Origin of the sequence: Shewanella aestuarii, from assembly GCF_014647215.1 — a bacterium.
GTDB classification, from domain to species: domain Bacteria; phylum Pseudomonadota; class Gammaproteobacteria; order Enterobacterales; family Shewanellaceae; genus Shewanella; species Shewanella aestuarii.
Map to the genome: position 1 here is coordinate 391,061 of NZ_BMOT01000002.1, position 25,382 is coordinate 416,442.

Here is a 25,382-nt window from a genome sequence, read left to right on the forward strand (position 1 = left end):
GTGTGAGTTATATGATGAAAATAACACGTAAATCTAACACCTTAATGTCAGTGATGATGGCAATCGGGTTAGTCGGATGTGGTGGCAGTGGCGAAGAGCAAAGTACCATTGTCCCTGAGCCTCCCGTTGTAACTTATCCCGCGTTTACCGATATAACCGCCGCAGGGGGAGAAACGACTACCTATGATGCAAATAATTCAGGCCACGGTTTTTCAACACCCGCGCCGAACTTAACTGAAAATGAACTGGCTTTGCATTTAGAGGGCGACGTTAATTTTGAAGCGTCTTTTACCACTGCGCCAAATACAGCGCACCCAGCGTTAGATGGTTTAGGCCCTGTATTTAATAATGCCGATTGTAACTCTTGTCATCAACGCGATGGCCGTAATTCAACGCCATTTTTAGCGGCAAATGAAACCCGAGTTAAACTTGGTTCTGCTGCTGGGATCTTTTTAAGGATCAGTAAAGCACCTGATGAGGTTTGTACTCAGGGAACGCTAGAAAACAACTATTGTGCGCCCATTGCCGTGCCTGATTTTGGCGGGCAACTATTTCATCGCGGCGTATTAAAGGCAAGATCCGATTGGGAAAGTAATGCTTTTGTGGGCCAGGCTGATGTGTATCTTTCCTATGAACGCAGCGAAATTAGCTATGCCGATGGCAAAGTCGTTCAATTGAAAAAGCCATTGTTTGATGTTGAAAACCCCTATGATGCCCCTGGCGAAACCAAGCAAAGTGCAAATATCACCTCTAATTTACTGCAAGATGACGTACTGATGGGCTGGCGTAATGGCATGCCTGTATTCGGCTTAGGCTTATTAGAAGCGATCCCCGAGGCGGATATTTTGGCAAATACGGACGAAAACGATACCAATGGTGACGGCATATCAGGCCGAGCTAACTGGGTATTCGATGCCATAAAAGCCAGAGACGGAGTCGCGCATCCAGTATCACTTGGGCGTTTTGGGTGGAAAGCCAATACCCCAAGTGTCAGAGTGCAATCACTAGGGGCATTGAGAGGTGATATTGGTATCACCAACCCATTGTTCCCAGATGAAAGTATTGCTGGCACCAGTTTGCATGATGCATATTTAACTCGCACTGGGTTTGTTGATACTGGCAGCGACGAAAATGGCGAACCAGAGGCTGATGAGGCTTTCAGTGATGCAGTGACTTTCTATGCTGAAACCCTAGCAGTGCCTGCTAGACGTAACGTAACAAATAGCAATGTACGAGAGGGCGCGCGCTTATTTGAACATCTTAATTGCACCGGTTGTCATGTGGCATCTTTTACCACCAAAACTGCGGGAGACATAGGTGGCGTGCCTATGAGCGATAGTTTAAAAGGCCAAGTGATATATCCTTTTACTGACATGTTACTCCATGACATGGGCGATGAGTTGGCGGATGGTCGTGCTGACTTCTTGGCCAATGGTAATGAATGGCGCACCCGTCCTTTATGGGGGATTGGGTTAACACAAACCGTCAATCCGCAAGCAGGTTTTTTACATGATGGCCGCGCGGCGACATTGGAAGAAGCCATTTTATGGCATGGCGGTGAAGCTAAAAACAGTCAGCAGGCGTTTATGGTATTAACCTTAGCTGAGCGTGAGCAAGTGATCGCGTTTTTAATGTCACTGTAGCGGTTTTGGTCGAATGTTTGTTGGCCTGTCATTTGCCACAAAACAAACAGAAAAGATTAACTGGTCTTAGATTAAAGAAGCAAGGTGTCGCCTTGCTTCTTTTTTTGGGGCAGACTTTGATGTTAATCACGTGATCTGTTTCAAGGTCATGGTTGTTTTTATCAAGTAATATAAACAGGATTAATGACTTGATTAGGCGGACATATGACTCAGATCCTTCTTGTTTATTCCAGTGTTCATGGACAAACGCGTAAAATATGCGAATACATTCAACAAAAAGTGCAGCAGTCTGATCACCAAGTAACCTTAGCGGCCTTAGATGATGTGACTGACCTTTCAGGCTTTGATAAAATTTACATAGGTGCCAGTATTCGTCACGGCAAACATCGTCCTGCACTGTATGAATTTATTCAGCGTCATCAGGTACAGCTTGAAACTAAACCCAGTGGTTTTTTCTCTGTCAGCTTGGTGGCACGTAAACCCCACAAAAATACTCCAGAAACAAATGCCTACATGCAAGCGTTTTTACAGCAAACCATTTGGAAACCTAAATTATTACAAACATTTGCCGGTAATTTAGATTATCAGGGCTATGGACCAATGGATCGTCATATTATTCGATTTATTATGTGGATCACTAAAGGGCCAACCGATCCAAATACTAAAGTTGAATATACTGACTGGCAAAAAGTGGACGATTTTGCACAACAAATGATAGAGGCTTAACGCTATGGCGTTGTTGCCTATTTGGCGTAGCATTGAAACAAAGTTACATGCGGCTGTGTTAGTGATGTCACTGCTTTTAGTGTGTAGTAGTCCTTGGATATTTATTGCGAAGCAGCTTAGCCCTAAAGCAGGATTTTGGGATGTATTCCATGTTTATGGCGGGTTATTTACCGCCGTTATTGGCTTATTGTTTGCCATTAAAGTGTGCACTAAAGGACAATGGCGTTTGTTTTTTCCTTGGTTAGTGGCTGATTTTAGTCAACTTAAAGCAGATATTTTCGGTATGGTAAAAGGCCGCTTACCGCTTTCAGGGGGTAAAGGCCTACTTAGTGTGATTGAGGGTGGCGGCGTTATCTTGCTGTTGCTAGTGGCCATATCTGGTGTGCTTTGGTATCTAGCCGACCCTAGTGATGCCTTAATGTGGCGCAGTTATCATAAGGTATTCGCACAGGGCTTTATTGGATTTATTGTTATTCATCTGCTGTTGGCGCTGCTGCATATTCGCGATTTTTTTGGTTAATTCACTTTCCTGCTCATTCTTTACTGATATTTAACTTCAACTCAGGTTAACAGATGAATAAATGATATTTAAAACATCAATATTCAATCGCTTATATTCAATCGCTTATATTCAAACTTGAACTTTGCTCTGATAACAAGGTGCATTTACGCGTCAATAGCGGGTCTATTGCAAGTTAATGCAACGCAGTTAGCGGTGCAAAGAGCTGTTTGATATGCATTTATTAACCCGAGCTGAGGTTATTTAACATGATTTGATTTATCACCTCTTGCTATTTATGTTACCGAGCGGTCTAATTGCGCCGCTTTATTAGCATATTTATGGAGATGGATAGATGCGAGTTACTCTTTGTTGTTTATTGGCTTTAGGGGTTATAAGTGTAGGTGGTTGCAGTGCAACTCAAAATAATTTTGCCTCAAAAGTGAAGTCAGAAGGTGCACAACACCTTGATTTATCACAGCAATGGGAACAAGGCGAGAAAGATGTTAAGGCCGGCAGTGAGCAATTAAGGGATGGCCGTCAGTTAGTGCAAGAGGGCAGTCATGAAATCCGTGAAGGCGAGCGATTAATTGCAGAGGCACAGCTAGCTGGCGAACGTCATCGACAGGCTTTTGTCGCATTTTCTGGTAATTTGCAAGGGGCGCAATCGGCTAAGCGCGCCGCAGAAATGCTGCAAAAACTAGAAGAGATTAACGATCTTTGGGAAGATGCTGACGAGAAATACTTTGATGGCAAAGAGCAGGTTGAAGATGGCAATACTAAGTTAGCTGAAGGTGAAAGCGCCATTGAACAGGGGCAAAGTTTAGTCAATAGTGGTCGTAACCGTATGTCACAAGCTGAAGCAAAATACCAACAACGCACAGGCAAAGGACTGGTTGAGCAAATGCACATAGAAGAGCAGCCGCGAAATTTCTAGATTTCTCCAATAAAAAACCGATATTGTTTGAGCAATATCGGTTTGCATCATGGTTATTTGGGGCGGCGTTACTTTTTCAGTGCCAAATAGTTCATCACATTGACTAAGTCATCAAGGGTACGCATTTCGTTCATATTGATGGCGTATTTGTCGTTAACAATAAATGTTGGCACGCTTTGAATACGGAACATCACTTGCTGTTGGCGCCATAAACTGAGCTTTTTCTCGGTTTCAGGGCTATCAGCTAATGCATCATATTTGGCGCCATCAATATCAAATTTAGCAAATACTTTTTTGATGTCGTCGCGGTTATTCACTGCTGGTGCGTGTTCATGGCCTGGCGCACTATGGTCGTGACCTGAGTCGTTACCTTCACCTTGAATGGCGCCGAACATCGCTACTTTTAAGGCTTGTTGATCATCAAAAGTGTGGATAACAGCTAATGCGCGCATTACCTCGGTGCCGATGTCACTATTCATGAAATCAACGTGCTTAGTGTCGAATGTCACTTGCTTATCTAAACCCGCTTTGATTTCTGGTAAGTATTTGGTTTCCATATTGAAACAGTTGTGACAATAAAAAGAGAAAAACTCGGTCACTTTCGGCTCGCTAGGAACCACTTTATTGGAAATCTGCGTGTAGTGTTTGCCCTCAACAAATTGCGCGGCAAAGGTGCTCAAAGGAGCAATGACTAAGGTAACGGCTAGTGCTAAATGTTTAAACATGAAGACCTCAAAAAGTATGTTTATCAATAATGTTTACAGTGCTAATGATGACATATTTTGTCAAAGTCTGTGGCTAAATTTGTGTGATCCAGTTGTGATTTGCGACAAATACAGGTATTTGCTAATCAGCTTTATGCTGTTAAATACTAGGCCACTAGGCTTTTATCACGCAGTGTTTGCCAAGCTTCGCATACTTCTTTAAAGCGTTCGGCATTGCCTTGATCGCGATCGGGGTGCCACTTTAAGGCAAGTTTTTTCCATTGTCTTCTGATGTCTCTATCTGACGCGGTTTCATCCAATTCGAATACTTTTAATGCATGACCTTTATTCATTAATTGAATGTTGATACCTATATATTGCTGGTAACTGGTCCAAAAAGACTCCAGCATTTCACGTACCACATTGACGCAGGTATCGTAATTTTTCCAATCTAGATAGTAGTCTCGTAGCGCAGCGTCTTGACGATGTAACAAGTCTGCGTTGCCGGGGACAATACGAAACAATTGAATTTCCATTGATTTGACTTGAAGCCATTGTTTAGGAAGTAAAATGTCTTGTAATTCATACAGGGCATTCATCAATAAGAAATTACGTTTAAATAGGTCTTTTTCGGGCAAGGGATCTAAGTTGTGCATTAATCCTTTGTTTTGTAATTCGGTGGCAAGATGGTGCACTTTCCAGCTTTGATTCGATGACTGCAATACACTTAATAACGGCCAAATAAGCGGGTTGTCACCTTTTTGAGCCGTCATCTCAGATGATGTCTGTGCTAACGCGGCGGTTGAATGTTTTTCAAATAACATAACGAGCGTCTTCATCCTGTTTTGACGATAAAAAATACTATGCCATAGTGATGATGCAAGGAAAAGCAGATTTTTATGCCATGGATATTTGAGTAATTACGTAATATCTGCGAACAATACAGGCAAAGTATTTTGATTTGGTATAAAATTCGCCGCAATAAAAATGGGGGCACAGACCAATGACTGACAAACACTATATTAGCGCACAACAATTACTTGAAGATTCATTCCGCTTAGCCGCGCAAGTTTATGAATCTGGCTTTAGACCGCAATTTATTGTCGGTATTTGGCGAGGCGGCGCACCAATTGGTATTGCTGTGCAAGAATATTTTGATTTCAAAAAGGTTGAAACTGACCACATTGCGGTGCGTACTTCATCTTATTACGGTATTGGTACTGACAAGCAAGATAAAAATATTAAAGTGCACGGTTTGCATTACATTATTGAAAACGCCAATGCCAGCGATGGCTTACTGATTGTTGATGATGTGTTTGATTCTGGTCGTAGTATCCATGCACTGATTGGTAAATTGCAAAAATTTATGCGTTTGAATATTCCAAGTGATATTCGCGTAGCTTGCCCATACTACAAGCCAAACAACACTAAAGTGCCATTAAAGCCTGATTATTTCATTCACGAATCCGATGAGTGGTTAGTGTTCCCGCATGAAGTAACGGGTTTAACACCTGAAGAAATAGCAAGCGGCAAAGGTGATTTTAAAAACATCCAAGATTTATTTATCTAAACTGGGTATTTTTACAACAAATTTGCTAGAATAGTAAACATTATACTAGTGCGCCAACAAACTTTGTTGGCGCACTTTTTTATCCACCGACTTTTGCTAAACAAGAAGAATTGATTACCCTTATGGCTTCTGTTGAATTATTTACCCCAGCACCTACCCCAAAGCGTCAGCTTGAACTGTTAGCACCCGCTAAAAATGCCGATTATGGTATTGAGGCTATTCGTCATGGTGCTGATGCTGTGTACATAGGTGGACCTGCATTTGGCGCTCGTCATAATGCGGGAAATAGTGTTGAAGATATTGCCCGTCTTGCTGAGTTTGCCCATCGTTATCATGCCCAGGTGTTTGTGGCGTTGAATACTATTTTGATGGATGACGAACTGCCTAAAGCACAGCAATTGATTTGGGACTTATACCATGCTGGTGTCGATGCGCTAATTATTCAAGACATGGGCGTTTTGCAATTAGATTTGCCGCCAATTGCATTACATGCCAGTACGCAAATGGATAACCGCACCCCTGAAAAAGCGGTGTTTCTAGAGCAAGTCGGTTTCTCGCAGGTGGTTTTAGCCCGTGAGCTAAATATCCCTCAAATTCGAGATATTGCTGCTAGCACAAAAATGAAACTTGAGTTTTTCATTCATGGCGCTTTGTGTGTGAGCTACAGCGGCTTATGTAATTTAAGCCACGCTTACTCAAATCGCAGTGCCAACCGTGGCGAGTGTTCGCAAATGTGTCGTTTGCCGTGCAATTTAACCACGCGCGATGGCGATGTTTTAGCCGAGAATCAGCACTTATTATCCCTTAAAGATAATAACCAAACGGATAATTTAGAAGCATTAATTGATGCTGGTGTCACCTCGTTCAAAGTGGAAGGCCGCTTAAAAGACATTACCTACTTGAAGAACGTGACGGCGCATTATCGTAAGCAGCTTGATGCTATTATTGATAAGCGTAACGATTTAGCGTCCATCTCCCATGGACGTTGCGAGTTCAACTTTACCCCAGATCCTGACAAAAGCTTTAACCGTGGTAAAACAGACTACTTTGTGAATCAACGAACTGAAGCGATTGAACACTTTAGCTCACCAAAGTTTATCGGTGAAAAAGTGGGGCGTATTACCCAGGTTGGTAAAGATTTTATCAAAATCGATATCACAGAAAGCGGCAAAGATATTGTGTTCAACAACGGCGATGGTTTGTGCTTTTTTGTTGAACATTATGAAACTCAACGCTTGTCTGATGATAAACTGGCAGGCACCCGAGTAAACCGTGCTGATGGCAATACTTTGTATTTAACAGAAGTGCCAAAAGATTTAAAAGTTGGCGTGATGATGTTCAGAAACTTCGACCATAAATTTGAGTCGACGTTAAATAAAGATTCAGCCAGCCGTAAAATCAGTGTTGATATGCAGTTTTATGATACCGATGACGGGGTGGCTTTATCGCTAACAGATGCACATGGTATTAGTGCGAGTGTCAGTTTACAGTGTGAAAAACAAGCGGCTAACGACCAGCCTAAATCGGCTGCAAACCTGAAAAAACAGTTAGGTAAATTAGGCAGCACAGATTTTGTTGCCAATAAAATTAACTTACTTGTTGAGCAAGTATGGTTTTTACCTTCGTCAGTGGTCAACGAATTAAGACGTGATGCGGTTGATGCATTAATGTTGGCTAGGGTCAGTGCTTATAAGCGTCCTGAGCGCTGGTTACACGATAAAAATGCGCGTTTCCCACAAAAGTCTCTTAGCTTTTTATCCAATGTGGCTAACGAGCAAGCGCGTAGCTTTTACGAGCAACACGGTGTTATTCAAATGGAAGACACCTATGAAAAGAATAAAGTACTGCATGATGCACCATTGATGGTGACAAAGCATTGTTTGCGTTACAGCTTTAATTTATGCCCTAAAGAAGTGGAAGGCATAAAAGCAGATCCCATGTTCTTAGATGTGGGTAAAGATAAATTGAAATTAGTGTTTGATTGCCAAAAATGCGAGATGATGATTGTTGGCTCAAATCAAATGGTAAAAAGTTAAGTTGTGTAACAACTGCCCATAAAGAAAAATAGGCTATGCCTATTAAAGCGTTAATTCACTAGGAAAAATAGACAAATGAGTCAAAGTAAAAAGTATGCATTTCGTGTGTTTCAAGCTGACAGCGGCTGGAAAACAGAAATCACTCGCCGTATGACAGCAACCAAAACAGTGGTATCAAAAAGTCATGATGGTTTTGCGACTGAAGCAGAAGCGACAGCATGGGGCGAAGAAGCATTAAAAGGTTTCTTAGGCAAACAGGCTGAGCGCAATAAACGTAAAACTGAGAAGCACCTAAAAGCCAAAAGCATTGCTGCAGCCATCGCGGCAGAATCAGGTGAGTCTGATGAAGACTTTCCAGATGATGACGATGAAGAGCTTGGTTAGTCACTCTTGTTATTAAATACGCAGTAAATTGTTAGAGATAAGTTTCAAAAAGTGGCTGTTGTGATATATAGTTGGTCGAAAATCTCGACAGTTTAGCTAAATATCAAAATGGCCTCATCAAAGGGTGTTGATGAAATTTTTAAAAGGAAGATATGTAATGAAATCGTTTGCCGCAATAAAGCTTATGTTGGGTCTAGTGTGTTTAGTGCCATGCGCTTTGCTGTCTGCAAAACCGTATTTTCCTATCAATACTATTTTTGGTGAAGATGATCAGAGTATTGGCAAAGTCGAAATGCCCAAAGATGTGCAGCAATTAACAGACTTTGCCTCTAAATTTGGTTTTTTACCTCCACTTAATTGGAAGCTCGCATTTCATGAAATGCAGGGCGATATGTTTATGGCTGAGTTTATTCCAGCTAATGAAACATTAAATGATTGGAGTGGCCTTGTTTGCATGCAAGGTTTTAAAGGGTTGGCCAACGACATTGAACCGCAAAAGTTTCTTGACGGTATGGCCGACACTTATGCCGAAAACTGCGACGGTAAAGTGATTTATACTGTTTTAGGTACCTCGAAAGTTGAAGGTTTGAATGCTGTGCACGGTATTTTAGGCTGTACAGTGATGCCAAACATTCACCACGCTTCGATTTTTGTTGAAAAAGATTTTGCCAGTATTCCTAAAGGCGAAATTGGATTTTTTACGGTAGTCAGCGGTTCGCAAGATTTGTATTTGTTGCACAAATCGATTCGACAAGCCGTGTTCCGAGAAAATGAACCACCCATCAATGCCAATAATTATCGTGAGTTTATGGCAAACAATTAATCACAGTTTTGTTTCATTTTTCAGCTTATGCTGAATAATTATAATGAAAATCCATTGTTGAACTCCCTAGTGCATATATCTAATCCCTAGCATAAACCGTATAATTGCCGCGATTTTATGGTCATGATGACTAGTCAATCTTTTGTGGTGCCATACGTTTAACTGGCGTGTGGATAATCGGGAAATCAGTGTAAATCTGATACTGCCCCCGCAACGGTGAAAGGTTAGGGCGATATGAAATAGCATATAGCTCGTTTGTAGAATGTATTATTCTGACAAAATACCTCAGTCCGGAGACCGGCCCTAAAGATGATTTTGAGATTTCGGTGGGCAGATCTTAAGATGTAATAAGCTATTTTCAAATTCGACTCTTATGTTTGAAGTTGAAAGCGTTTTATTGCGACGCAACTGCCCCATTTTCCCTTTTAGGAGTTAAAGGTAAATGGGTATTAATCCAACAAAATTAGCCTTGTCATTAAGCGCTATTCTCGGACTTTCAAGTCTTTCTTTACTTACGTTTGCCGCTGATGCGCCAACAAACGTAAATGATGTCAAGTCTCAATCAGAAGACACTATGGTAGTTATAGGCCGTAGTGTTGATTCACCCTTAAATATTGCCGCCAATGTAAACGTGATTGATGCCGCTGAAATTCAAATGAGCGGTGCCACCAATTTAGGTGATTTATTACGTGGACAAAGCGGTATTCAAATTTCAAATAACAATACTGGTCCAGTATTCTCAATGCGTGGTTTTAGCGCATCACAAGCGGCAAATAATACCCTTATTTTGGTTGATGGTCGCAGATTGAATAATATTGATATTGCGGCACCAAGTATCAGTGCCATTTCACTGAACCAAATTGAGCGCGTTGAAATTTTATCGGGCAGTTCTGGGGTGTTATATGGCGATCAAGCGGTAGGTGGGGTAATTAACATCATTACCAAAACACCTACAAGTACAGGTGGTGGTCTGGCATTGTCTGCGGGGAGTTTTGATACGTTTGAAGCCAAAGGTGATGTGTCCGGTGCGATTAATGATACTTGGCAATATTACCTAGCGGGCAACTATAACGAATCTGACAACTATCGTGATGATAATGCAAATAAAACCAGTTCGATTTTAGGCCGTTTACAATATAAGACTCAAGTTGAAGATTTTTATGTTGAAGCAAACTACTTTGATAATGATCGTAAAACCCCAGGTTCATTATCAAAGGATCAGCTGGATCAAAATCCTCGCCAGTCAAACCCATGGAACAAAGGGGATTATATCCATGAAATGACTACCGCTTTACGCAGTGGTTATCATTATCAAATGTCTGATACCTGGACCCTAGGCGCGGATGTGAGCTATAGCGACAGTAATAACACCAATATTCAATGGGGTGGTTATGGTCGTAATGACCGCACGCTATTGTCGATTTCCCCAAAAGCGGTAGCCAATTATCAAGTGAAAAATGGCGAGTTAAAAATCATCACAGGTATCGATTATAACCTTGGTGAGTCTACTTTCAGCTGGGGCAGAAGCAATCAACAAACTCAAAGCAGTGCTTATATTCAGGCAAGCGTTCCGTTAACAACCTCATTATCGTATGTCGTAGGTGGTCGTTATGCTAAAGCTGAAGATGAGTTAGTCGATGGCAATGTCTATCCGAACGGTATCGATTTAGATCAAGATGAAAATGCCTTTGAGTTAGGCTTAAATTATCGTCCAAATACGGCTCACCGTTTATACGTGCGCGCCGATGATAACTTCCGTTTTGCTAAAGTGGACGAGCAAGCTTATACCTCTCCAGGCACTGTGGGGTTAAAACCACAAGTTGGCCGCTCGTACGAGGCAGGTTGGGATTATATTAATGACATTCATAGCCTTAAGCTAAATGTGTTTCAACTTGATTTAGAAGATGAAATTATTTGGGATCCTAGTGCGCCAAAACCAATTGGTGGTGGTTTTAATGGTGCTAACGTAAACGCGGATGCTTCGCGTCGATATGGCATCAGCCCAAGCTATGATGTGCAGGTTACTCCAAACTGGCTATTAGGTTTGTCCTATGACTACATTGATGCTGAATTTACCGAAGGTGCGAATGATGGCAAGGCGCTGTCATGGGTAGCTAAACACAGTGGTCGCGGTTATATCAGTTATGACTTTGCCGAAAACTGGCAAGTTTTTGCTGAAGGTATTTATACTGGAGAGCGCTTTATGGAAGGTGATAATGCCAATGTTGATGCTAAATTAGATAGCTATGTACTGACAAATATCGCCCTTAATTATACGCAATCTCAGTGGACTGCAAGTTTACGTCTTGATAACTTGCTAGACGAAGACTATGTCAGCGCAGGTTACTATTCTGCATGGGGCAGTGGCTATTATCCAGGTGATGGGCGTAATATCCGTTTAACGGCAGGATATCGTTTTTAAGCGTTAGTTATTTAAATACTATTATTAGTAATTTAGAAAGCGACTATACTTTAATTAAGCCAACGAGTTTCTTGTTGGCTTTTTTATGATATTGTTTTGCCAACAGCCAAAATACGTATAAATAATTAAGGTGATAGTGGCTTATGACAAATCTTGAGCAAAGAGTATTAACTCAAGTTAGTGCGATTATTCGTAATGAAGACCAGGTGATCGGACGTCGCGGTATTCTTGTGCCGTTAAAAAAAGCATTAATCAATGAAGCTAATATAAAGATTATTATTGATATTGTGTCTGAAGATCCGGCGTTGGCGGCTCACTTATTGTTACGCAGTAACACAGCTGTAACAGCGGGGTTGGTATCAACAAAAAATCGTAGTATCAAAGATGCGCTGATCCGCCTAGGCCAGGTGAATATTTACCGTTATGCGTTTTCGTTTTATCTAAAAGAGCGTTTAGATGAATTAGACGAACCTTATAAGAAGTTGGTTAAAGGTTATTGGAAACTGAATGAAATCATTGCAGTCGACTCTGTTAGCTTGTTAAGGGAAGAAACAGACAAGGGTAACGGCCTAAAAATTGATGCCGATGAGATGCAAACCTTAGCCCTATTTAGTGTATTTGGACAGGTTATTACCTTAACGGCATTTGCTTATTTAAACAGCGAACAAGAAAGACCTATATCGCTTAAAGTCATAAAAAGTTTACTTGAAACCCATCAACAAACACTCTCTATTGAAGCATTTGAATCATTAGGATTGGATGATGATTTACGCAATGAATTCTTGATTGCACACAATCTACAACAAACAACAAACCCTGACTCAGCAGGGCTTTTGTTACGTCGTGTGTTGTCAAAACGTGGTTTACTAATTAACCCTTTGTAGTTGTAACCCTTCTTGAGCCACTAACTCTAACCATTTTTGAATCAAGTTAGCATTAGTGGCATCGCGTCTATAAGCACCAAATAGTGGACGCTTTAATCCTTCAGCCCCTAATTTTACCGAGGTCAGACTTAAGCCTTGGCTTTCTTTAATCGACCATGTCGGCAATGCGGCTACACCATCATTACATGCAACGCGCTGAAGCAGCATTGAAGTCAAATCACATTGCTTCTGCTCACCAATTTCAATGCCTGCGGGTTCTAAAAAGTGCTTGTAAATATCTAAACGAGTCAATGGCACTGGGTAAGTTAATAGCGTTTGCTTTGCCAGGTTTGCTGGCGTAATAAATGCCTGCGCTGCTAAGGCATTATCGTTAGCAACAACCAGCTTCACTTCAAAATCAAAAAGATGTTGATAGGCGAGTGTATGTCCTGGTACCGGATCTGAGGTTAACACTATGTCTAACCCACCTGTTTCAAGCGCATTTAACGAGTCGAAAAGATGGCGGCTAGAAATATCTATTTGAGCATCAGGCGCTTGTAGCTTAAATGCCTCAATTACTGGCATTAACCATCTAAAGCAACTGTGGCATTCAATACCTAATTTCAGCTGCTGGTTTTCACCTTCTAAACCACGCTTTAAATCAGATTCGGTGGCAATTACCTTCGGCAGAATTTCTTCAGCAAGATTAAGTAGGCGGGCACCTTCGTGAGTGAAGGTTAGCGGCTTACTTTTACGCACAAAGATAGCGGAGTTAATTCGGGTTTCTAATTCTTTAATCTGATGAGAAAGTGCCGATTGGGTTACAAAGCGTTTCTTAGCCGCTCCTGCTAAGCTGCCACTTTCCTTTAACGCCATTAAGGTGCGAAGGTGTCTAAGTTCTATCATTACTCACTCCACATGAAACTTACTCAACTTACCGATGAAATCAATTCGATTGCTTGGTTGCAGGTTAGCACAATAAACTTCTAGACGTCCAGACGCCTGTGTAATTTTTTTACACCAAGGTAACAACTATTTGCTCATTCACAAGGAAAGTAGTATGAAAATTACAAATCTCGGTTTCCCTCGCATCGGTCGTCAACGTGAACTTAAATTTGCTTTAGAGAAGTATTGGCGTGGTGAAATTAATCAAAGTCAGTTGGTTCAAGTAGCTGATGAGCTAAAAAAGCTGCATTGGGATTGGCAATCTCAGGCAGGAGTTGAATTATTGCCTGTGGGTGATTTTGCCTATTATGATCAGGTGCTTACCCTTAGTGCTACATTGAATGCAATACCTAAGCGTCATCGAGATTTTGACAGCCAAGGCAACGAAAACCCTATCGACTTAGATACATTGTTTCGCGTAGCGCGTGGCAGAGCGCCGAGCGGTCAGCATGCTTGTGCGGCAGAAATGACCAAGTTTTTTAATACCAATTATCATTATCAAGTGCCTGAACTGAGCCAAGACCAGCGGTTTAATATTGCCTATACGCAGATTTTTGATGAAGTGACTCAGGCGCAATCTCTCGGTTACCAAGCTAAGCCAGTTTTATTGGGGCCGGTCACTTATTTGTATTTATCTAAAACAGTGGGCGAATTTGACAAGTTAAGTTTATTGCCGCAATTACTGGAAACTTATCAAAACATTTTGGCGCGCTTCGCTGAGCAAGGTGTGAACTGGGTGCAGTTAGATGAACCTATTCTAGCCGCCGATTTATCGGCTGATTGGCAAGAAGCGATACGCCATAGTTATCAGGTTTTCGCGCAGCATAAACCGCAAACAGTCCGTTTATTATTGGCCAGTTATTATGGTTCTATCGCCCATCATCACGCTTTGGTCAGTGCTTTACCTGTTGAGGGGCTTCACTTAGATTTAATCAGTGATAAAAATCAACTTGGGTTATTTTCTGCCACCTTATCGACCGATCAAGTGCTGTCGCTAGGGGTCATTAATGGCCGCAATGTGTGGGCTGCAGATGTTGATGTGATCGCCGAGCAAATCCAAGCTGTGGCAACTGATTTGGGTGATAGATTATGGATTGCGCCTTCGTGTTCATTGCTGCACTCTCCGGTTGATTTAGACAGTGAGCAGCAATTAATACCTGAGTTACAGGGGCAGCTAGCGTTTGCTAAGCAAAAGCTTTTTGAGCTAAATGATTTACAGGTTTTATTGGGCCATGATGATCTGCGTGCCAAGCAATTGATTATTGCACGCTGCCAGTCTCGCCGTGCAGCTAAAGCGGCTAATGCTGATCAGCAAGTTATTGACCGCGTTGCAAAACTTAAAGCTAACGATTTTGAGCGTGATAGTGAATTTTCAAGCAGAATATTTGCCCAACATCAAAAACTAAAATTACCCTTATTACCTACGACGACTATTGGTTCTTTCCCACAAACCCCTGCTATACGAGGTCTACGAAGCCGTTGGCGTAAGGGCGAGGTGAGTGATCAACAATATCAAAGTCAACTGCAGTTGGTGACCAAAGACACAATCGAACGTCAGTTAAAGCTAGGCATTGATGTGCTAGTGCATGGTGAAGCTGAACGTAATGATATGGTGGAATATTTTGCAGAATACCTTGATGGTGTAGGTTTTACCCAATTCGGTTGGGTACAGAGTTACGGGTCTCGCTGTGTTAAACCGCCATTAATTTACGGTGATGTAAGCCGTCCTCGCGCCATGACGGTTGAATGGGCTACCTATGCGCAAAGTTTAACTGAAAAGCCAGTGAAGGGGATGTTAACAGGGCCTGTGACTATCTTACATTGGTCGTTTGCCCGTGAAGATATCAGCCGCGAAACGATTGCTAATCAAATCGCATTGGCTATTCGTGATGAAGTGGTTGATTTAGAGCAAGCTGGCATAGGGATTATTCAAATTGATGAACCCGCGTTTAGAGAAGGCTTACCGATAAAGAAAACCGAGTGGCAGACATATTTAAACTGGGCTGTAGATGCATTTAAACTGTCCGCTGCAGGTGTCGAAGACCAGACACAAATTCATACCCACATGTGTTACAGCGAGTTCAACGACACCATTGAAGCGATAGCAGCAATGGATGCTGATGTGATAACCATCGAAACATCACGCTCGCATATGGAGCTGTTAAATGCATTTGAAAGCTTCGCTTATCCGAATGATATTGGGCCTGGGGTATATGATATTCATTCACCTAACATCCCATCGGTTGAAGAAATTGTCACGTTAATGACTAAAGCGGCTGATAAAATTCCTGTTAAACAACTGTGGGTGAATCCCGACTGCGGCTTAAAAACCCGCACCTGGGATGAAGTAGAACCCGCACTGAAAAATCTGGTTGAAGCGACTAAAATTTTACGTCGTCAATTTTAACATAAGCTGATTTTTGGTGTGGTGATACTGTTAAGCCAACTGCACCAAGATCTCATCTAATGCAAATTTGCTAAAGGCTTACGCATCCCGTGGTAAGCCTTTTTGAATACTGCGAATAACTCGTTGGGTTTTTCGATTAACAGGCGCGTTCGATGCGGCGGTTTGTAACGCAAGTTTAGCTTGTTGTTGCACAATGGCCCATTCAATGTGTTCTAGTACTAACTTCCCAATATCGGCTTCAAGTGCTTTTTGCTGCAGCGCTTCAATGATAGTCAAATTGGCGGGGGCATTGCCTAATGCAACAGCAATGTTTCGTAGCCACTGTTTGTGGCCAATTCGGCGGATAGCACTGCCTTCAGTGAGACTTAAAAAGGTTTTTTCTGACCATGCAAACAGGCTGAGTAAATCCGGTTGAAGTAAGGCTGGTCTTGTATGGAAATCAGTTTCTTCAGTTAATGGTGCTTTGGCATTGACAGGGCAAACAAGTTGGCAATCATCACATCCGTAAATACGGTTACCAATTAGTGGGCGAAATTCTTCAGGTATGGCAGTTTGCAGCTCAATGGTTAAATAGGAAATACAGCGTCTAGCATCAACGACATACGGCGCGACGATAGCATCTGTAGGGCATGATTTTATGCACGCTACACAAGTGTTACAACCCTCGGCTATTGGGATATCTGTCGGTAATGGCAGATTAATTAATAACTCGCCTAAAAAAAACCAACTGCCAGCATCTGGGTGCAAAATCAAAGAATGTTTACCTGTCCAACCTAGTCCAGCTTTTGCGGCAAGAGGGCGCTCTAATATGGGCGCTGAGTCCACAAAAGGTCGAAAGTCTGTGTCGTTAACATCAAGTGCTTTACAGTGGGCATCGATTTTATCGCCGAGTTTCTTAAGGCGTTGACGCATAAGTTTATGGTAATCACGACCCCCTGCGTAACGTGAAATATAACCTAAATTAGGATCGGTTAAGTTACTTGCAAAGCCCGCATCAGGAGGTAAATAATCCATGCGAGCACTAATCACCCTAATGCAACCGGGATGAAGTTCAGCAGGCCTCGCACGCATCATACCGTGATTAGCCATGTACCCCATGTCGCCGTGATAACCTTTATCCAACCAGACTTGAAGTTCGGCTTCATGTTCAGATAGGTCGACATCGGTAATGCCAATATGCGCAAATCCCAACTCTTTTCCCCATTGCTTAATTTGTCGAGCAAGCTTGGCAAGTTGGTTTACACTTAATACTGAATGTGGCATTTGAGACGTCAACGAGGCGGTACTATCAGACATGATTTATCGTTCAGTTTGAGTGAGTTTTCCTGCTGATTATACGCTATCTCTAACGGACTATCGTTTTTTTTCATCAAACGGAGTGATGAGGTTTCTGTCTTACAGACTTTGGAGTGGTTATTGAAGCAACTTATTAATTCGTTAGGGTGTATGCTGGTTTTATTGCATAGCAATCAAACCATAGCAGAAGAACCCTTGATGGTCATTGCCGAAGATTGGGCACCTATGAGTTACCGTATTAATGATAAACCTACAGGCTATGCGATTGAGTTAACTCAGACCTTGCAGCAACAATTATCCCACACTGAGCCAATTGTATTTTTGCCTTGGGCACGGGCTAATCAACTCGGGCAATCACGTAAAAACGTTTTGTTAATTGCCATGTCTAAAAATCAACAACGGCTTAATCAATTTTCATTTGTGGGCCCGATTGCAGAAGGCAGTATGGGGATATTTGTACGAAAAGATGATGCTATTCAATTGCAAGATTTAAATGGTATGACTAATCAGGGCAGTATTGGAGTATATCGCGATGGTGATTGCCAGCAAACCTTAGGGCAAACACATCCTAAACAGTTGGCCGTGGCCAGTTATCCAGAGCAAACGGCAAAGCAGTTATTGTTATCTAGAGTGCGCTTTTGGTGTCAGGCAGATTTAGGCGTGCCTTATACTTTAAATCAAATAGGTAAAAATAAATCAGATGTCAGAATGGCATATCAAATTAAACCATTGGCAATTTATTTGGCATTTTCTGACGGTACCTCACCTGAGCTTGTTCAGCAATGGCACCAAGCTCTCGTCAAATATATGCAAACCCCTGAATATACCGCGCTATATCAAAAGTGGTTTGAAACCGACTTACACCCAAATGAGCCCAAATTATTTGCTGTGGGTCATTAAGCACTTTTTACGCAATTTCTACCAGCAGATTTAGCTTTGTACAAAGCGGTATCTGCTTTCAACAACAACGGCGATAACTCGGCTTCATTCTCAAGGCTAGCAACACCGGCACTCACTGTTTGATGTAGGTCTGGTGCAATATGACTCCAGTCATAATTAGCAATGCAGTCTAGTAAGCGTTGAGCTATTTCCATTGCGGTATTGTGGGTAATATTAGGTAACAGAACTAAAAACTCTTCACCACCCACACGACCGACGACATCGGTTTCTCGCATCATTCCCATAGTTAATGAAGCCAACTTCACTAGCACTTTGTCGCCTATATCGTGGCCAAATTTATCATTCACTTGTTTAAAATGATCCGCATCAAATAAGATAATCGAAAATGGCTGACGCGACAGTTTTGCATGTTTAATAAAATTGTCACTTTGGCTATAGATAGCACGGCGATTTGATAAGCTGGTTAACTCGTCTGTTAATGCTAAGTTTTGGTATTTGCGCTTACGTTTTAACTGCTTATATGCAAATACTGATACTATGATTAGAATTATTGCAACCAGAATGATAATCACTATCTGTAAACTTTCGTTGCGCTGCATTATTTGCAACTGCAACTCTTTATCTGTGGTGGCTTTTAGTAAGTTTTCATTTTCATCAAGCACTTTATCTGTGTTAAATCGGGTCTGCATTTCTGCATTTCTATCAGACATAATTTGTTTGTCTAATGAAAGGTGCATCTCTAAAAAGGCCGTTAAGCTTTTATAGGCATTTTCAATATCACCTTTAGCATAATAAATTTGGCTTTGTAGTCGCAGATTTTTACTTTCGCCTCGTCGATTCCCCCCTCGTTTGAAATCGATAGAGGCTTTCTTGCTGTGCTCAAGTGCGTTATCCAGCTCATTTTTTGTGAAATAAGCTTCGGCAAAAAATAAGCTCAAAAAGCTATGCTGACCATCATATTCCACAGGTATATGAGGTTCAGCCTCTTTTAGCAGTGTTAAGGCTTTGTCTACTTGTCCTTGCTTAATAAGGTTGCCTGCAATATTCACTTTGGTGCTAGCGACGGCATTAGTTTCTTTTTTAGATTGCCAAAATTTTAACGATTTATAAAAACGCTCGGTGGATTCTTGTAAACGTCCTAGTTCTTCTAGTGAAAAAGCAATTTGCACATTAACGTTGTCGGCTTCAAATAGCATGCCGGAGGTTAAGTATGTTTGTTCCAGTTTCATTTGATATTTTATTGCGGTTTCAGGATCGCCAAAGCGACGATAGCTGGCCGCGAGATTGTTTAAATTATCATTTGCCCAGTAGGTTACATTGAGCTTTTCATAAAGGTGCTGTGCGGTAATCAGGTCTTCTAAGGCGGTGGCGTAATCGCCTTGATATGATTGCATTGCTCCACGAATACTGCGTCCATCGACAATTAATCTGGGGCTTTCAAGTTCATAAGCATTACTGATCGCAGTTGACAGATCTTTTAACGCGCCATCTAATTGACCCGCATATTGTTTGTAATTGCCTAAACAGAGAAGTAAATCGGTATTGATTTCAGAGGGGTAGGGTTCTGCATAAATAAGTAACTGTTGCTCAGCATACTCAATCGCTTTAAGAAGTTCTTCAGGCGTCTCTGAAGGTTGATTCCAACAGGTTAAGCGGATTAATAGTTTTTGACGGACTTCATCATCATTGGCAATAATACTCTTGTATTCAGCTAATAAGGCATCAACTTCTTTTTCATTGTAATTTACAAGTTCAAATTTTTGATAAATTTCATCCGCCCGAGCATTGTCATAATACTCAGCATTAACAGCTTGAGATGATAATAAAGTGAATAGCAAGGCGATGCTAAAAATACTTGAGATTCGATTATTCAATATTATTGGCCACTTAATGATTTTTATTTTTATTTTTATAAAACAATCAAAATTGTTCAAACATATTTAATGTTTAGCCTAACAATTGTAACTGCTAACCTGATACTTAACAAATTTATTACAAATATTGCCCTAATGTAACTGGTTGTAAAGCTGTTCAGCCTTTTGGTATTAAGGCGTCTGTTTGCAATTTAAAGCGCTGAAGCGTATAACGTCGCGATTATCTTACCTGCTGTTAAAAGAATACTGCTATGAATTTTACAATTATTGTGCGCCTGATCTTGATGGCTTTTTGTTTTACCTCATTTTCAGGAGTGGCTAAAGGCAATCTTGAAACCTCAGGTGATGCGCTTCATATCGCATTACCCGCAGCTGCACTAGCAGCGGCTTTAACGGTAGAGGATGACTATCAAGGAACGTGGCAATTAGTGCAAGCTGGTGTGTCTAGTCGAGTGGTTGTTGAAGCATTAAAGTGGGGCGTTGATAAACAAAGGCCCGATGGCAGTGGCAATGACTCTTTCCCATCAGGCCATACAGCGGATAGTTTTGCGGCAGCAACTTTTATCAATCAACGTTATGGTTGGGAATACGGCGTACCATCTTATATTGCCGCATCTTATGTGGCTTACACTCGGGTGGCGAGTGATAAACATCACATTGAAGATGTGTTAGCTGGCGCTGCAATTGGTATGCTAGCAGGGTGGTATTTTACCGATCCTTATGAAGATATTAGTATTATCCCCTTGGCGAATAATGGCACGTATGGTGTGTTAATTAGCGGGCGTTTTTAATTGAAAGAAGGTGTAATCATGGTTGAGCAAACCTATAAAGAAACGGCAAAAACAGTGTGTTATAACGTGGCAAACAAAGTGCTGCCAATGGATCAACTGCCTGATGGTTTAAAAGAAGCTTACGAAGGCATGTTTGAAGAGTTGATTGCTGATAAGGCGCACGCATTTAGTCAGGCATGGAACAAACTTCCCCCAAGCGCACAAAAGCTTATATCTCAGGCCGAATTTCATGGGTTTTACATTGCCAATGCCTGGATGCAACTGAGCCGTGTTGCCCAAGAAATTGCCGATAGTAATGATACTGAAGAAGAAATGAACGATAAAGAATATGATGGCGTGTTTGGTCGTTTAGCTGAACAATCATTACGCGAGTGTTTGCGCAAATTGAAAAAAGCTCGCACCGACAGAGTAATGCTCAATAGCTTTAAAAAGGTCATGGCCAAATAAGCTCTTTTTTAATATCTTGGTTTAAATAAAAATCCCAGTAATCAATTACTGGGATTTTTTATATCGCTATGCAGGCATTTTGATTAGAAGGCTGTACGGCGGTAACGACGATACTCAGGTTGCCAGAAATTATTATCAATGGCTTGCTGTAATAGTTCATCGGTGCAAGGTAAGGCTAAGCCTTGCTCAATAGCCACTTTTGCCACCGCAAACGCAATGTATTTACTGACTTTGTGAATATCTTCTAGTTTAGGCAGTAACGAACCTTCACCCGTTGTCCCCAGTGGAGAACATTCAGATAAGGCACGGCTAGAAGCCATCAGCATTTCATCAGAAACTCGTGTAGCGCCGCAAGATAACACACCTAAGCCAATACCTGGGAAGATGAAGCTGTTATTACATTGAGCTATTTCGAAAGTTTCCCCATTCACCACCACAGGTTCAAATGGACTACCCGTGGCAACAAGTGCTTGGCCAGATGTCCAATGTAAAATGTCTTTTGGCGTGGCTTCAACACGGCTGGTTGGGTTTGATAATGGAAAGACAATAGGACGCGGGCAGTGGCTGTGCATTGCTCTAATAATGTCTTCAGTGAATAACCCAGGCGCACCAGAAACGCCAATTAATACGGTTGGTTTGGCATTATTGACGACATGTAATAACGATACGTTATCGCTATAATTATCCCACTTTTCTACGGTATCTAACTTCTGTGCTAAGTTAGTTTGAAATGGGAGTAGGTTAGGCATGTTGTCAAGTAATAAGCCCCAACGGTCTACCATAAAGACTTGTGAACGAGCTTGCTGATCACTAATGCCTTCAGACACCATCTGGGCGATAATCGCTTCTGCAATACCGCAACCGGCGCTACCCGCACCTAAAAATACAATGCGCTGTTTGCTTAATTGAGTATTAGCCGCTTTACTGGCGGCTAATAATGAGCCAACCGTTACGGCTGCCGTGCCTTGAATATCGTCGTTAAAACAACAATATTGGTCTTTGTATCGCTCAAGCAGTGGCATGGCATTTTTTTGGGCAAAATCTTCAAATTGAATCAATGCATCAGGCCATCTGCGGTTAACCGCTTGCATAAATGCTTCAACAAACTCTTTATATTCATCGCCGCCAATACGCTGATGACGCCAACCCATATACATAGGATCTTCTAGTAATTGTGGGTTATCGGTTCCGACATCTAAGGTTACCGCAAGGCAGTAGGCCGGACTGATCCCGCCACAGCTAGTATAAAGTGACAGTTTTCCAATCGGAATACCCATGCCACCAATGCCCTGATCACCTAAGCCTAAAATTCGCTCGCCATCGGTTACCACTATCACTTTAACTTTGTGACGGGTTGAGTTATTTAAAATGTCATCGATGCGGTCTTTGTTTGGGTATGAAATAAATAAGCCACGATTACGACGATAGTTTTTTGAAAAGCGCTCACATGCTAAACCTACGGTAGGCGTATAAATGATAGGCATCATTTCACTGATATTATTACGTACCAGTGAGTAAAACAGTGTTTCGTTGGTATCTTGAATATTACGCAGATAAATGTGTTTATCTAGGTCATTGGTAAAGTTAGTGAACTGCTGATACGCACGGGCGACTTGTTCGTCAATGGTTTCAATTACCCAAGGTAACAAGCCTTCAAGGTTAAACGAAATTCGTTCATCTTCTGTAAATGCAGTGCCTTTATTCAGTAGCGGAGATTCTAAAATGGCAGGGCCGGCAAAAGGAAGATAGAGGGGGCGTTTAGTATCGTCCATGGGTAACCTTTATTGTGAGTTGTTTGATAGGTTCAATAGAGAAGTAGATTAACATGACTAGCATTTATTGTGGTCTGTTAAGTGATGAATTTCACACTTTTTTTGATAGCAGATTGTTTGAATTTAATCCAAAAGACAAAAATGCACAGCTCTGGCTGTGCATTTTTGAGTAAAACCTATTTACCGCGATGTTTGATTGATAATCCCTTTAGGAAGTTTCTCAATATTTGATCGCCGCAGGCTTTGTAGTTTTTATGCTCAGGATTACGGAACAGTGCGCCTAATTCAGACTTAGTCATGCTGAAATCTGCTAACGTTAGCATTGCTAGAATATCTTCTTCACGTAGGGTAAGTGCTACACGTAATTTTTTGAACATCAAGTTGTTGGTCAAGTTTTTAACGGGCTTAGGAACTTCAGCACCTTCTTGTAAACCACGATTATGGATGATAAAACCATCTAAAAACTGACACATTAATGTGTCGTTAATTGCTTGATATCCTTCCTCTTCTTCTTTTTTAAGCATCGCAATCACTTTATCAGTGGCGACATCGGCATTGGCTTTAGCAAAAACACTGCTAACCTGAGCGTTAGACAAGTCGAAGATGAATCGAATACGGCGAAGAATATCGTTGTTTATCATAGTTCTCTCTGGCGCGGCTGCGCGAGTTATGTGGATGCACTAATTTGCCGCTATAGTATATCGCAATTTACCCAGCTTGCTTATGTATTATGCCAATTTCTCAATAGTCAGGATTATTTAGTTCAGGTAACCGCGTCAGCGCTAAAGGTATGCACTCAATCATGCAGCTAAAATGAATATTGGTACGCGCTATGTTGTTGATGACCAATACCAGTTCAATGTGAAGTGCTATACCAATAAATAAATACTAAGGCGAAACCGATTAAGTAGAGTAATCCTACCCATGACAGGATACGCATTTTTGCACCATAGCGTTGTGCTTCGGGTAAATGTTTTGACACCATCAGTTTGAAATTGAGTCCCGCAAAAATAATCGTGGTCATAAACGCCAGTATCATTACAAACTCTAATAACGGAAGTAACGCGCCCTTAAAAAACAAGATTAGCCCTAAACCTAACGCACTGACCGCTATCATAATTAGATTGAGTCTGTTTGGGTTGTCTGGCTGTTTGGCTAAGAGTTGCCAGCCCATATTCAGGGTGCGGCTGTAACCGTCTATTACGGTAACAGTGGTACTGAAAATACATAAAAAAGCCACAATGCCAATTAAGTAGCGTGTGTCTTCGCCCATCACCTGACTGTATAAATGGATTAATTGATTGGCAAATTGAGCGCCGGAATTTGAAAACTGTTCGCCAGAGCCATGCATAACCAAAGCGCCTAATGCCAAAAACACAATCGCTAGAATAGCGGTGGTGATATAGCCTAAATTGAAGTCAAATAACGCCTGCTCTGGTGTAACCCATTGCGTTTTTTTCTTTTCGAGCAACCATAAAGAATTCCATGCGCTAACCTCTATAGGGGCGGGCATCCAGCCCATCATCGCAACCAGAAAACCGACATTTGCCCATTGCCAGGCGTCTGCGGCTGAAGTTGGCGTAGGTTGTCCCCATTGGTTAGTGAACGCCAGTGAAACGGCGATTAATGTGGTTAGAGTTAAGATAAGCATGATCACTTTAGTGACACCATCTAACCATTTGTAATGGCCTAAGATGAGTAGCAGAAGTGAGCTAATCAATACCAAAAAGGCCAGAATATCAATTGAAAGGGGAATAAATTGCGTCAACATGGCTGCGGTTAACATACAAACCCCAGCGGTACTCGCGATAGCAGCAATCACATTGAGCCCAGTAAATAGCGCCAGATAACTCTTTCCTTGACGTAAATATCCATGCAGCAAACTTTCGCCGGTTGCCGCAGTATAGCGAGCCCCTGCGGCAAAAAAAGGATACTTGAGCAGATTAACCGCCAATACTAACCAAGCTAATTGCCAGCCGAACTCGGCTCCTGCTCTGGTTGATGCAACTAAATGAGATGCGCCAATGGCAGCGGCCGCCATCAAAATACCTGGTCCAAGCCCAGATACTAAATGTAACAATTTTGTTTCCTTTGCTGCACGGGTTGAAGGGTTTGGCATTTCTATTGTCTGCTGTCTCATTTATTAATATTAAATTATCTTTTATTTTATAGTGTTAGCTTGCCACAACAAGATGTTAAGTAAAACCTCGGTTTGATACAAAAAGGCAACAATTTCTGTTTTAGATGATTGACTTTTTACCATAACGCTCTAGTTTAGTGGTGGCTTGGATTTTTCAGCAAGCCTTCACTTTACATCGCATTTAAGTGCAAGAATAAAAATAC

General features: G+C 41.6%; 22 protein-coding genes and 1 riboswitch. Of the genes, 14 read left to right on the top strand and 8 right to left on the bottom strand.

The window, feature by feature from the left end; translation table 11 throughout:
- Positions 1–14: 14 nt before the first annotated feature.
- The 4 genes from IEY03_RS05580 to IEY03_RS05595 all read left to right on the top strand — a co-directional run bounded on the left by IEY03_RS05580 (position 15) and on the right by IEY03_RS05595 (position 3,805).
- Complete coding sequence (locus tag IEY03_RS05580) at positions 15–1,643, top strand: di-heme oxidoredictase family protein (protein ID WP_373290839.1); 1,629 nt, start codon at positions 15–17, stop codon at positions 1,641–1,643.
- Between the two features lie 204 nt (positions 1,644–1,847).
- Positions 1,848–2,369 (top strand): menaquinone-dependent protoporphyrinogen IX dehydrogenase, encoded by a 522-nt coding sequence (gene hemG / locus IEY03_RS05585; RefSeq protein WP_188840363.1) that lies wholly within the window; start codon positions 1,848–1,850, stop codon positions 2,367–2,369.
- A gap of 4 nt (positions 2,370–2,373) precedes the next feature.
- Positions 2,374–2,889, top strand: a complete 516-nt coding sequence (locus tag IEY03_RS05590) for a cytochrome b/b6 domain-containing protein (protein ID WP_188840364.1) — start codon at positions 2,374–2,376, stop codon at positions 2,887–2,889.
- A gap of 334 nt (positions 2,890–3,223) precedes the next feature.
- Complete coding sequence (locus IEY03_RS05595) at positions 3,224–3,805, top strand: hypothetical protein (RefSeq protein ID WP_188840365.1); 582 nt, start codon at positions 3,224–3,226, stop codon at positions 3,803–3,805.
- Positions 3,806–3,873: 68 nt separating this feature from the next.
- Here the strand turns inward: IEY03_RS05595 and IEY03_RS05600 are convergent, their stop codons facing one another.
- Both IEY03_RS05600 and IEY03_RS05605 read right to left on the bottom strand, forming a co-directional pair.
- A complete protein-coding gene (locus tag IEY03_RS05600; RefSeq protein ID WP_188840366.1) occupies positions 3,874–4,530 on the bottom strand; it encodes a thiol:disulfide interchange protein DsbA/DsbL in 657 nt (218 codons plus the stop codon).
- Between the two features lie 146 nt (positions 4,531–4,676).
- A complete protein-coding gene (locus IEY03_RS05605; protein WP_229778201.1) occupies positions 4,677–5,333 on the bottom strand; it encodes a DNA-J related domain-containing protein in 657 nt (218 codons plus the stop codon).
- 179 nt (positions 5,334–5,512) lie between these two features.
- Here IEY03_RS05605 and IEY03_RS05610 point away from each other — a divergent pair, with 179 nt between their 5' ends.
- The 6 genes from IEY03_RS05610 to IEY03_RS05635 all read left to right on the top strand — a co-directional run bounded on the left by IEY03_RS05610 (position 5,513) and on the right by IEY03_RS05635 (position 12,628).
- Complete coding sequence (locus IEY03_RS05610) at positions 5,513–6,079, top strand: phosphoribosyltransferase (RefSeq protein WP_188840367.1); 567 nt, start codon at positions 5,513–5,515, stop codon at positions 6,077–6,079.
- Positions 6,080–6,201: 122 nt separating this feature from the next.
- Positions 6,202–8,115: a peptidase U32 family protein gene (locus IEY03_RS05615; protein WP_188840368.1), complete on the top strand. Its 1,914-nt coding sequence runs from the start codon at positions 6,202–6,204 to the stop codon at positions 8,113–8,115.
- A 75-nt stretch (positions 8,116–8,190) separates the two neighbouring features.
- The gene (locus IEY03_RS05620; RefSeq protein ID WP_188840369.1) at positions 8,191–8,499 is read left to right on the top strand and encodes a DUF3622 domain-containing protein; all 309 of its coding nucleotides are present in this window, start codon (positions 8,191–8,193) and stop codon (positions 8,497–8,499) included.
- Positions 8,500–8,656: 157 nt separating this feature from the next.
- Positions 8,657–9,322, top strand: coding sequence for a hypothetical protein (locus IEY03_RS05625; protein WP_188840370.1), 666 nt, complete (start codon positions 8,657–8,659; stop codon positions 9,320–9,322).
- Between the two features lie 128 nt (positions 9,323–9,450).
- Positions 9,451–9,642: riboswitch (cobalamin riboswitch) on the top strand.
- 122 nt (positions 9,643–9,764) lie between these two features.
- Positions 9,765–11,744, top strand: a complete 1,980-nt coding sequence (locus IEY03_RS05630) for a TonB-dependent receptor (protein ID WP_188840371.1) — start codon at positions 9,765–9,767, stop codon at positions 11,742–11,744.
- A 143-nt stretch (positions 11,745–11,887) separates the two neighbouring features.
- Positions 11,888–12,628, top strand: coding sequence for an HDOD domain-containing protein (locus IEY03_RS05635; RefSeq protein ID WP_188840372.1), 741 nt, complete (start codon positions 11,888–11,890; stop codon positions 12,626–12,628).
- Here IEY03_RS05635 and IEY03_RS05640 read toward each other — a convergent pair.
- Positions 12,611–13,513 carry a LysR family transcriptional regulator gene (locus IEY03_RS05640; RefSeq protein WP_188840373.1) on the bottom strand — a complete coding sequence of 301 codons (903 nt, stop codon included), beginning with the start codon at positions 13,511–13,513 and terminating at the stop codon, positions 12,611–12,613. The two genes, IEY03_RS05635 and IEY03_RS05640, sit on opposite strands and share 18 nt — an antisense overlap.
- A 154-nt stretch (positions 13,514–13,667) precedes the next feature.
- Between IEY03_RS05640 and metE the strand changes: the two genes are divergently transcribed.
- Positions 13,668–15,959, top strand: coding sequence for a 5-methyltetrahydropteroyltriglutamate--homocysteine S-methyltransferase (gene metE, locus IEY03_RS05645; protein WP_188840374.1), 2,292 nt, complete (start codon positions 13,668–13,670; stop codon positions 15,957–15,959).
- A gap of 78 nt (positions 15,960–16,037) precedes the next feature.
- On the opposite strand, the gene queG is transcribed toward metE, so the two are convergent.
- On the bottom strand, positions 16,038–17,255 hold the full coding sequence (gene queG / locus IEY03_RS05650; RefSeq protein ID WP_188840375.1) for a tRNA epoxyqueuosine(34) reductase QueG: 1,218 nt from the start codon (positions 17,253–17,255) through the stop codon (positions 16,038–16,040).
- A gap of 120 nt (positions 17,256–17,375) precedes the next feature.
- On the opposite strand from queG, the gene IEY03_RS05655 reads away from it, so the two are divergent.
- The gene (locus IEY03_RS05655) at positions 17,376–18,155 is read left to right on the top strand and encodes a substrate-binding periplasmic protein (protein ID WP_188840376.1); all 780 of its coding nucleotides are present in this window, start codon (positions 17,376–17,378) and stop codon (positions 18,153–18,155) included.
- Here the strand turns inward: IEY03_RS05655 and IEY03_RS05660 are convergent.
- On the bottom strand, positions 18,152–20,029 hold the full coding sequence (locus IEY03_RS05660; RefSeq protein WP_188840377.1) for a tetratricopeptide repeat-containing diguanylate cyclase: 1,878 nt from the start codon (positions 20,027–20,029) through the stop codon (positions 18,152–18,154). The genes IEY03_RS05655 and IEY03_RS05660 overlap by 4 nt on opposite strands.
- A 284-nt stretch (positions 20,030–20,313) precedes the next feature.
- Between IEY03_RS05660 and IEY03_RS05665 the strand changes: the two genes are divergently transcribed.
- Both IEY03_RS05665 and IEY03_RS05670 read left to right on the top strand, forming a co-directional pair.
- Positions 20,314–20,820 carry a phosphatase PAP2 family protein gene (locus tag IEY03_RS05665; RefSeq protein ID WP_188840448.1) on the top strand — a complete coding sequence of 169 codons (507 nt, stop codon included), beginning with the start codon at positions 20,314–20,316 and terminating at the stop codon, positions 20,818–20,820.
- An 18-nt stretch (positions 20,821–20,838) separates the two neighbouring features.
- Positions 20,839–21,267: a DUF3069 domain-containing protein gene (locus IEY03_RS05670; protein WP_188840378.1), complete on the top strand. Its 429-nt coding sequence runs from the start codon at positions 20,839–20,841 to the stop codon at positions 21,265–21,267.
- An 83-nt stretch (positions 21,268–21,350) separates the two neighbouring features.
- Here IEY03_RS05670 and IEY03_RS05675 read toward each other — a convergent pair whose 3' ends face one another.
- From IEY03_RS05675 to IEY03_RS05685, 3 genes are all read right to left on the bottom strand, one after another.
- Entirely contained in the window at positions 21,351–23,039 is a 1,689-nt protein-coding gene (locus IEY03_RS05675) for an NAD-dependent malic enzyme (protein ID WP_188840379.1), read from the bottom strand.
- A 176-nt stretch (positions 23,040–23,215) separates the two neighbouring features.
- Positions 23,216–23,680, bottom strand: a complete 465-nt coding sequence (locus IEY03_RS05680; RefSeq protein WP_188840380.1) for a YehS family protein — start codon at positions 23,678–23,680, stop codon at positions 23,216–23,218.
- A 215-nt stretch (positions 23,681–23,895) separates the two neighbouring features.
- Positions 23,896–25,158, bottom strand: a complete 1,263-nt coding sequence (locus IEY03_RS05685; RefSeq protein WP_346055924.1) for an Nramp family divalent metal transporter — start codon at positions 25,156–25,158, stop codon at positions 23,896–23,898.
- Positions 25,159–25,382: the final 224 nt, after the last annotated feature.

Excerpts from the sequence above, each read along its gene's own strand:
- IEY03_RS05675 (WP_188840379.1), bottom strand. The coding sequence starts at position 23,039 with ATGGACGATACTAAACGCCCCCTCTATCTTCCTTTTGCCGGCCCTGCC.
- IEY03_RS05620 (WP_188840369.1), top strand. The coding sequence starts at position 8,191 with ATGAGTCAAAGTAAAAAGTATGCATTTCGTGTGTTTCAAGCTGACAGC.
- IEY03_RS05670 (WP_188840378.1), top strand. The coding sequence starts at position 20,839 with ATGGTTGAGCAAACCTATAAAGAAACGGCAAAAACAGTGTGTTATAAC.
- IEY03_RS05600 (WP_188840366.1), bottom strand. The coding sequence starts at position 4,530 with ATGTTTAAACATTTAGCACTAGCCGTTACCTTAGTCATTGCTCCTTTG.
- IEY03_RS05625 (WP_188840370.1), top strand. The coding sequence starts at position 8,657 with ATGAAATCGTTTGCCGCAATAAAGCTTATGTTGGGTCTAGTGTGTTTA.
- IEY03_RS05595 (WP_188840365.1), top strand. The coding sequence starts at position 3,224 with ATGCGAGTTACTCTTTGTTGTTTATTGGCTTTAGGGGTTATAAGTGTA.
- hemG (WP_188840363.1), top strand. The coding sequence starts at position 1,848 with ATGACTCAGATCCTTCTTGTTTATTCCAGTGTTCATGGACAAACGCGT.
- IEY03_RS05630 (WP_188840371.1), top strand. The coding sequence starts at position 9,765 with ATGGGTATTAATCCAACAAAATTAGCCTTGTCATTAAGCGCTATTCTC.
- IEY03_RS05615 (WP_188840368.1), top strand. The coding sequence starts at position 6,202 with ATGGCTTCTGTTGAATTATTTACCCCAGCACCTACCCCAAAGCGTCAG.
- IEY03_RS05580 (WP_373290839.1), top strand. The coding sequence starts at position 15 with ATGAAAATAACACGTAAATCTAACACCTTAATGTCAGTGATGATGGCA.
- queG (WP_188840375.1), bottom strand. The coding sequence starts at position 17,255 with ATGTCTGATAGTACCGCCTCGTTGACGTCTCAAATGCCACATTCAGTA.
- IEY03_RS05610 (WP_188840367.1), top strand. The coding sequence starts at position 5,513 with ATGACTGACAAACACTATATTAGCGCACAACAATTACTTGAAGATTCA.
- IEY03_RS05665 (WP_188840448.1), top strand. The coding sequence starts at position 20,314 with ATGGCTTTTTGTTTTACCTCATTTTCAGGAGTGGCTAAAGGCAATCTT.
- IEY03_RS05680 (WP_188840380.1), bottom strand. The coding sequence starts at position 23,680 with ATGATAAACAACGATATTCTTCGCCGTATTCGATTCATCTTCGACTTG.
- IEY03_RS05640 (WP_188840373.1), bottom strand. The coding sequence starts at position 13,513 with ATGATAGAACTTAGACACCTTCGCACCTTAATGGCGTTAAAGGAAAGT.
- metE (WP_188840374.1), top strand. The coding sequence starts at position 13,668 with ATGAAAATTACAAATCTCGGTTTCCCTCGCATCGGTCGTCAACGTGAA.
- IEY03_RS05635 (WP_188840372.1), top strand. The coding sequence starts at position 11,888 with ATGACAAATCTTGAGCAAAGAGTATTAACTCAAGTTAGTGCGATTATT.
- IEY03_RS05590 (WP_188840364.1), top strand. The coding sequence starts at position 2,374 with ATGGCGTTGTTGCCTATTTGGCGTAGCATTGAAACAAAGTTACATGCG.
- IEY03_RS05605 (WP_229778201.1), bottom strand. The coding sequence starts at position 5,333 with ATGTTATTTGAAAAACATTCAACCGCCGCGTTAGCACAGACATCATCT.
- IEY03_RS05685 (WP_346055924.1), bottom strand. The coding sequence starts at position 25,158 with ATGCCAAACCCTTCAACCCGTGCAGCAAAGGAAACAAAATTGTTACAT.